This window comes from Nonomuraea cavernae (assembly GCF_040655715.1).
GTDB lineage: Bacteria > Actinomycetota > Actinomycetes > Streptosporangiales > Streptosporangiaceae > Nonomuraea > Nonomuraea cavernae_A.
This window is the reverse complement of record NZ_JBFAKL010000054.1, coordinates 1-7820: the sequence shown is the minus strand read 5'-3', so window position 1 is coordinate 7820 and position 7820 is coordinate 1. Positions and strand designations below refer to the sequence as shown.

Sequence of the window (7820 nt, the reverse complement as noted above, 5' to 3'; positions counted from 1 at the left end):
GACGACCTGGTGCGCGGCGCGATCGGCGCGGTGGTGCTGGTCGACACGCGCAGGCTGGCCGACAGCTTCCCGGCGATCGACTACTTCGAAGAGGCACAGTTGCCCTTCGTGGTCGGCGTCAACGGCTGGGACGGCCAGTATCCGCACAGTGACGGGGAGGTGCGTGACGCCCTGACGCTGGCGCCGCACATTCCGCTGATCCGGCTGGACGCGCGCTCGAAGGACTCGGTCAAGAGCGCGTTGATCAATCTCGTCGAACACGCGCTCACCGTCCGGATGGCCGTACCAGGCTGGAGCGGTTAGACCGCCGCCCGGCACGGCCGGTGATCACCTCGGCGTCGCCTCGATGACGCTGGCCCCGGCGGCCAGGTCGATGACCTGGTCCAGGTGGAGCCCGGCCTGTTCGAGCAGCGTCGCGTACTCATCGCGGCTGCGCTCGGTGCCTCCGTCGAAGACGGCCAGCATGCGCATGTCGAGGTCCTTGCCCAGGTGCGGCGACTCGTCGTCGGGCAGGACCACTTCCAGCACCAGCACCCGGCCGGTCGGGCTCATCGCCTCGCGCACGTTGCGCAGGATCCTGACCGCGTCGTCGTCGTCCCAGTTGTGCAGGACGCTGGCGAGCAGGTAGAAGTCGGCGCCGGCCGGTACCGAGGCGAAGAAGTCGCCTGCCACGACCTCGCACCGATCGTCGAGCCGCTCGGCGGCCAGCAGCTCCCTCGACCCGCCGACGACGTGCTCAAGGTCGAACAGCACGCCGCGCATGTTGGGGTTGGCCTGCAGCACCGTGGCCAGAATGTGGCCCTTGCCTCCGGCGACGTCGACCATCGTCCCGGTGTCCGCGAAGTCGTAGCGCTTGACCAGGCTCTCGGCGAAGGGCACGGCCCGGGCCATCATGTAGTCGTTGAACAGCCGCGCCGTGCCGGGGTTGGCCGCCAGGTGCTCGTACAGGTGGCCGTACCGTGCCGCGAACGCCGACTCGCCATTGCGTACGGTCGCCGGCAGGTTGCGCATCGCGTACCACAGGCCCTCCTCGCCGAGCATGCGGATCGACGAGCGGATCGAGCCGGGCGCGTCCGAGCGCAGCGAGGCGCCCTGCTCGGTCAGGTCGTAGCCGTCGGCGCCGCGCCTGCGCACCACGCCGATGCCCGCCAGCTCACGCAGCACCCGGCGCAGCGACGGCGCGTGCGCCCCGCACCGCCTGGCCAGTTCCTCGGTGTCGAGGGGCCCTTGCGCCAGATGGTCGGCCAGACCGAGCTCGGCCATGGTCAGCAGCGCCGCGAAGCGCGAGAGATCGGATACGGCTGTCCAGAGGAGACCGTCTGATGGAGACATGTGTCCTTCCAACGAGGTCGCGGTCAGGTGAGCCGGTTGGCGTGCCTGTGCCAGGTCAGCACCCGGCGCTCCGCGAGCACGAACAGGGAGTTGACCAGGTAGCCGAGGAGGCCGAGCAGCGCGATCGTGGCCCAGACCGCGGGGGTCTCGAAGCTGCGCTGCGCCTGGAGCAGTTGGTAGCCGATGCCGTCGGTGCTGCCGAAGAGCTCGGCGAGCACCATGAGGATCAGCGCGAGCGACAGGCTCAGCCGCAGGCCCGCGAAGATCTTGGGCGAGGCGGCCGGGATGACGACCACGCGCAGCCGCTGCATCCTCGACAGGCCGAAGACGGTGGCCGTCTCGGTGTAGGTGCGGTCCACCGACTTGGCTCCGTCGATCGAGTTGAGCAGCACCGGCCAGATCACGCCGAACACGATCGTGGCCAGCTGGGTGGCCAGCCCCGCGTGGAACAGCACGAGAAAGAAGGGCACCAGCAGAGGGGGAGGGACGGCGCGGCCGAACTCGATCAGCGCGTCGACGTAGTCGGTCGCCACCCGCGAGCGGCCCAGGAGCACACCGAGCACCACGCCGAGCACCGCCGCGATCAGCCAGCCGCCGAACATGCGGCCGAGGCTGGGCAGGATGTTGTCGATCGCGCCGTCGGTGAGGAACAGCCGGGAGGCCGGTCCGGAGAACCACAGCTCGTACATGCTGGAGACGATCGTGGTCGGTGGTGGGAAGTCGGTGTCGTCGAGCGCCCGCGTGATGAGCTCCCACACGACGAGCACCGCCGGGATCACCCAGATCCTGCCGAGTGTCTTCATGACTCCGACGCTCCCGTCCGCATCCGGTGCCAGTGGAACAGGCGGCGCTCGGCGGTGACCATGCCGAGGTTGGCGAGCAGGCCGAAGATGCCGGCCCAGAAGGTCGCCGCGAGGATGAGGTCGGTCCGGTTGCCGCTGCTCGCCTGGATCACGTAGACCCCGATGCCCGAGGCTCCTCCGGCGAGCAACTCGGCGCTGACCGCCAGGATCAGCGCGATGCCGGTGGCGATCCGGATCCCGGTCATGACGAAGGGCGCGGCGCTCGGCAGGCTGACCCGCCCGAGCACGGACAGCGGCCCGAACCCGAAGCTGCGCAGCGACTCCTTGGCCAGGGGGTCGACGTCCTGCATGCCGTACAGGGTGTTGATCAGGATCGGCCAGACCGAGGCGTAGACGATGACCGACACCTTCATCATCTCGTCGACCGGGATCAGCAGGATCGCGAGCGGGATGATCGCGACGGACGGGATGGGACGCAGGAACTCCAGCAGCGGCCTGATCGCGCGCTCCACCGGAGGCAGCGCGCCGAGCAGCACGCCCACCGGGACGGCCACGGCGGCGGCGATCAGCAGGCCCACCGCCCAGTTGACGAGGGTCGTGAGGACCCCGTCCAGGAAGGCGCCGTCGGCGACGAGGCGCGCGGCCTCGTACAGCACGACCGACGGCGCCGGGAACTCCAGCCCCTCGCTGAGGCCGAACCGGAGGAACAGCTCGCCGGCGATGAGGAACCCCGCGGCGCCTGCGGCGCCGCGGAGCAGTCGTGCACGTGTCATCCCGCGGGCGGGGCCACGATGAGCGACTTCACGTCCACCGGGCTGTCGAGGTACTTGTACTCGAGCATGAGGTCGGCCACCTTCTGCACGCGGTTCTCGCTCAGCGCGCTCGGGAACGTGCCCAGGGTGATCACCGACGCGGTCTTCGCGTCGATCTTCGTGTACGTGGGCAGCATGGCCTCGATCTCCTTACGGTCACTCGAGGCGAGCTCCTGGGCCTTGGCGATCGCCCGCTGGAAGGCGGCCAGGGTCTTCGGGTTCTTCTGCGTCCACTCGTCGGTGGCCATCCAGGCGGCGATGGGGAGGTCCTCCGTCTGACCCGTCATCGTGTCGGCGAGCTTGCGGAAGCCGAGCCCGCTCTGGGTGGCGGTGATGAAGGGTTCGGTGATCCAGCCCGCATCGGCCTGCCCCGAGCTGATCGTGTTGCCCATTTCCGGGAACGGCTTCTCGGCGAACTTCACGTCGTCCGCCGTGAGGCCCGCGACCTTCAGCTGCGTCTCCACGGCGAGTGTGGCGATGTTCCTGAGGTTGTTCACCAGCACGGTCTTGCCCTTGAGGTCGGCGACCGTCTTGATCGGCGAGTCCTTCGGGACCATGATGTTGAAGGTGTTGGGAGCGGCCTGGTACATGTCCGCGACCAGCTTGATCTTTTCGCCCTTGCTGGAGGCCAACAGGGTCGAGACGTAGTTGGTCTGCGAGATGTCCAGGGCGCCGCTCTTGATCTGCGGGATCGCCGCGGCGCCGCCGGTGATGACGACCGGCTCGACCGTCAGGCCCTCTTCCTTGAAAAAGCCCTTGGCGTTGGCGATGTACATGGCCACGGCGTCGGGAATGGGAAGTGTCCCGACCTTGATGGCGGTCTTCTCCAAGCCGCCGCTGTTAGCGGACGAACTCGGCTCGCTGTCCCCGCCGCAGCCGGCCAGGGAAAGAGCGACGGCGACGCCGAGAACGAGGGCGCGACAGCGCAAAGTGCGTGTCATAGGGGGAGTCTCCTACCGGGGGAAGCTTCTGGAGATCAACATCGAAAGATGACGAGCTGGCAGCGTACCGGAGGAAAGATTGGACCAGAAGGCAGGTCAGCCAATACGTTACTTTGCCTGTGCAATATGACGTAACTTCATCATGACAGAAAATATCCACTTAAAGTATGGTTACTGTCTCGATGTCCGAATTTCTGGCGATTGCGCTCCGTGCTCGGGAACTAGCCGCATGAACATGGTTCACCTTGGAACGGTTGAATACTCCTGAGACGTTGGCTCAACTGTGAGGTTTGTGCTCAAATTGGGCCCGAACTTGCCTGCGATCATCCACTCGGCGTGACGATGCCGCTCTTATCCCCCGCAAGCAGGCCCATGGCGAGAGGTTGCCACCAGTGAGGACAACGACGACCGAGTCCGGTCGTGGCAGGGCTCCAGACGCGCCGCAAGAGTCCACGACCGGCGCGGCGCCGGCGGAGTCCATGCCCAAGTCGGGCAGCCCGTTCGCTCTGCGTAACTGGCGCGTACGCACCCGCCTCATCGCTCTCATCGCCATCCCCACCGTCGTCGCCGTGCTCCTGGGCGCGCTGCGGGTCACCACCTCGATCAGCAGCGCCGAGCAGTACCAGAAGCTGGGCGACGTCGGCGCACTGGTGACGCAGCTGGGCGAGCTTTCGCGCGACCTTGGTCTGGAACGAGACCTGGCGGCGCGCTACGTCGCCTCCGGTAAGAGGGCGACCGAGCAGGCACGCCTCGACACCCAGCACACGGTGGTCGACGCCAGCGTGCGCCGCACGAAGACGGTCGCGGCGACGGCCGAGGCGTCCCTGTCGGAGCTGGGCCGCGGCGCCCTGGCGCGCATCCTGGTCCGGCTCGGCCAGCTTCCCGCGCTTCGCGAGACGGTGAAGGGGACGAAGCTGCCGCCCCTGCCGACGATGGAGAAGTACACCGAGGTCACCGCCGACATGCTGCGGCTGTTCGACGACCTCAGCCAGGGCTCGACCGACGAGCGGCTGGTCGCCACGAGCGCCGCCCTCCGGGCCGTCGCCCGCGCGGAGGAGGAGGCCTCCAAGCAGCGAGGCCTGTTGATGATCGCGCTGGTCAGGGGCGAGTTCGAGATACCCGAGTTCAACGCCTTCGTCGACGCCCGCTCCCGGCGCGAGAGCGAACGCGCCTCGTTCCGCGCGGTGGCCACGCCGGCTCAGCGCCAGTTCTACGACGACACCGTCGCCAGCGTGAAGGTCGGCCGAGCCGAGCTCTACGTCAGCCGGGCGATGCAGCTGCACAACGCCGGCGTGTCGCTGAGACGGCTCGACCCCGCGACCACCAACGACATCAACCGCTGGTTCGACTCCATCAGCGAGACCGTCGACCGGCTGCACACCGTGCAGAATTCCCTGTCGGAGCAGATCGCCACGCGAAGCACCGACATCCAGGGCAGCGACCGGCAGCTCGCCGCGATCAACATCGCCCTCGTCATCGTGCTGTTGCTCCTCGTCCTCGCGATCACGGCCGTGATGGCCCGCTCGCTGGTGCGGCCGCTGAGGCGGCTGCGCGGAGACGCGCTCAAGGTCGCCGACCAGACCCTGCCCGACCTGGTGAAGCAGCTGCGCGAGAGCGACGCCACCGTCGAGTCGATGCACGTGCCGCCGATCGGCGTAGCCTCCGACGACGAGATCGGCGAAGTGGCGCGCGCGTTCGACGAGGTCCACCGCGAGGCGGTGCGCCTGGCCGGCGAGGAGTCACGACTCCGGAGCAACGTCAACGCGATGTTCGTGAACCTGTCGCGCCGTAGCCAGACGCTGGTGGAGCGGCAGATCACCTTGATCGATGGGCTGGAGCAGGGTGAGCAGGACGAGAGCCGGCTGGCCAACCTGTTCAAGCTGGACCACCTCGCCACCCGCATGCGCCGCAACAGCGAGAACCTGCTGGTCCTCGCCGGCCAGGACCCGCCCCGTCGCTGGAGCCAGCCGGTCAAGCTGGTCGACGTGGCCCGCGCCTCGCTGTCGGAGGTCGAGAACTACGAACGCGTCGTGCTCCAGGTCCCCGACGGCGTCTCCGTCGCCGGGCAGGCCGTCAACGACGTCATCCACCTGATCGCCGAGCTGGTGGAGAACGCGCTGTCGTTCTCTCCCCGCGAGACCCGCGTGACCATCTCCGGCAGCCGCATCGACGGCGGCGGCGTGATGCTGTCGATCACCGACTCCGGCATCGGCATGACCCACGAAGAACTCACCCTGGCCAACGAACGCCTGATCGACGCGCCGACCATGGACGTGTCGGTGTCGCGCCGGATGGGCCTGTTCGTGGTCGCCCGCCTGGCGCACCGGCACGGCGTCCGGGTGCAACTGCGCCCGCACGGCGGCGGCGGGCTCACCGCGATGGTGCTCGTTCCCGAGAGCCTGCTCGGAGCCCAGCCGCCCGCCTACGCGGGCACGCAGGGCACCGGCAGCCGCGAAGAGTCCTACGCGTCCTCTCCCCAGCCCGTCGGCTCCGCGTCCCAGTGGCCGGCGAACTCCTTCCAGATGGCCCCCGACCACCCGTCCTACCCGTCCAACCCGCAGAGCCCGCCCGCGCCGACGCCGGAGCCGGTCGGCGCCTGGCAGTCCATGCCCCAGTGGCCCTCCGGAGGAGGCAACTGGCCATCCGACCCCCGGGCCGGCAGCGGCGGCTACGACACCTCAGACGTCTGGGTACCGTCGCGCGGCACCGGTGGCACCGGCGGCGGCTGGACGGGCGAAGGCAACGGGCTGCCCAAGCGGCCCACCTCCGCCGACGAGCCGCCCAGCAGCTGGGGCCTCGGCGCCGCCGACTCCGCACGCTCCACCTCCAGGTACGACTTCCCGGAGACCGAGTCGGCGGCCACCGGTCCGATCCCGGTGGTGAACACGCCGCCGTCGGCCGGTGACGAGTACCTCCCGATCTTCGCCTCCGTCGAGTCCGCCTGGTTCGAACAGAGCGAGACCGGCGCCACCTGGGGTTCGGCCAAGGCCGACGCCGGATGGAGCGCGGCCAAGGCCGTGGTGGAGCCGGTGCGTGATGGGGCGACGGCTTCGGGGTTGCCGAAGCGGGTGCCGAAGGCGAATCTGGTGCCGGGTTCGGCGGACACGGCGTCGGCGCCGAAGGGTGTCACTCCGATGCCGTCGGTGTCGCCCGATCGGGTCCGGAACAGGTTGTCCAGTTTCCAGCAGGGGTTCCGGGCGGCGCGCGATGACATCAGCGAAGGCAAGGCGTACCCGTCCGGTCCGAGGAACGTTGAGAGCAGGGAGGAGGGCGTATGAACGACCTGAGTCACGCCGCACGCGGTGTCGACTGGTTGATCACTGATTTCGTCAGCACCGTTCCGGGCGTCGCCCACGCCGTCGTCGTCTCATCCGACGGCTTGCCGCTCGCGGCCTCGTCGGGATTTCCGGCCGATCGCGCCGACCAACTGGCGGCGATCGCCTCGGGGCTGGTGAGCCTGACACAGGGCGCGTCCCGGGTGTTCGAGGGTGGCGTGGTCAATCAGACGATCGTGGAGATGCAGCGTGGGCTGATGCTGATCATGTCGATCAGTGACGGCTCGTGCATGGCGGTTCTCGCCGCTCCCGACTGTGACATGGGGTTGGTGGCCTATCAGATGACGCTCATGGTGGATCGCGCCGGACAGGTGCTCACTCCCGCGGTACGCGCGGAGCTGCGCGCTACCCAGTCCAGGTGATGTAGGTGACGGACCCTAGATGGAACACTGGCGGCTGGGAGCCTCAGCCCCCGCCCATGGCACCGCCGGCCTCCGACCCGGCATCGCCCGTACGCCCCTACGCGGTGACGGGCGGGCGCACCGCACCGCGCGTGAAGCTGGCGATGGAGGCTCTCGTCTCGTCGGCGACGGCTGAGCATCGGGAGTTTTCGCATATCACGCCGGAGTATCAGGCGATCAGTCAGTTGTGTCGGCA

The 7820-nt window shown here is 68.6% G+C and carries 8 protein-coding genes; 4 read left to right on the top strand and 4 right to left on the bottom strand.

Annotation, left to right across the window (positions count from 1 at the left end; genetic code table 11):
* Nucleotides 1-303, top strand: a 303-nt coding sequence (locus AB0I38_RS39815; protein ID WP_358495792.1) for an ATP/GTP-binding protein, incomplete at its 5' end; no start/stop codon positions are given.
* 24 nt (nt 304-327) lie between these two features.
* Here the strand turns inward: AB0I38_RS39815 and AB0I38_RS39810 are convergent.
* Genes AB0I38_RS39810 through AB0I38_RS39795 form a run of 4 tightly spaced genes read right to left on the bottom strand, consistent with a single transcriptional unit; the run spans nt 328 to nt 3888 of the window.
* Entirely contained in the window at nt 328-1332 is a 1005-nt protein-coding gene (locus tag AB0I38_RS39810) for a methyltransferase (RefSeq protein WP_358495789.1), read from the bottom strand.
* Nucleotides 1333-1355: 23 nt separating this feature from the next.
* Nucleotides 1356-2135 (bottom strand): ABC transporter permease, encoded by a 780-nt coding sequence (locus AB0I38_RS39805; RefSeq protein ID WP_358495784.1) that lies wholly within the window; start codon nt 2133-2135, stop codon nt 1356-1358.
* Nucleotides 2132-2908, bottom strand: coding sequence for an ABC transporter permease (locus AB0I38_RS39800; protein WP_358495782.1), 777 nt, complete (start codon nt 2906-2908; stop codon nt 2132-2134). The genes AB0I38_RS39805 and AB0I38_RS39800 overlap by 4 nt, the downstream gene beginning before the upstream one ends.
* Nucleotides 2905-3888: an ABC transporter substrate-binding protein gene (locus AB0I38_RS39795; protein ID WP_358495778.1), complete on the bottom strand. Its 984-nt coding sequence runs from the start codon at nt 3886-3888 to the stop codon at nt 2905-2907. The genes AB0I38_RS39800 and AB0I38_RS39795 overlap by 4 nt, the downstream gene beginning before the upstream one ends.
* A gap of 392 nt (nt 3889-4280) precedes the next feature.
* On the opposite strand from AB0I38_RS39795, the gene AB0I38_RS39790 reads away from it, so the two are divergent.
* The 3 genes from AB0I38_RS39790 to AB0I38_RS39780 all read left to right on the top strand — a co-directional run.
* Complete coding sequence (locus AB0I38_RS39790) at nt 4281-7166, top strand: sensor histidine kinase (protein ID WP_358495774.1); 2886 nt, start codon at nt 4281-4283, stop codon at nt 7164-7166.
* Nucleotides 7163-7585, top strand: a complete 423-nt coding sequence (locus AB0I38_RS39785; protein WP_358495767.1) for a roadblock/LC7 domain-containing protein — start codon at nt 7163-7165, stop codon at nt 7583-7585. Before AB0I38_RS39790 ends, AB0I38_RS39785 begins: the two co-directional genes overlap by 4 nt.
* A 56-nt stretch (nt 7586-7641) precedes the next feature.
* Nucleotides 7642-7820: DUF742 domain-containing protein (locus AB0I38_RS39780; protein ID WP_358495795.1), on the top strand; the 179-nt coding region annotated here is incomplete at its 3' end.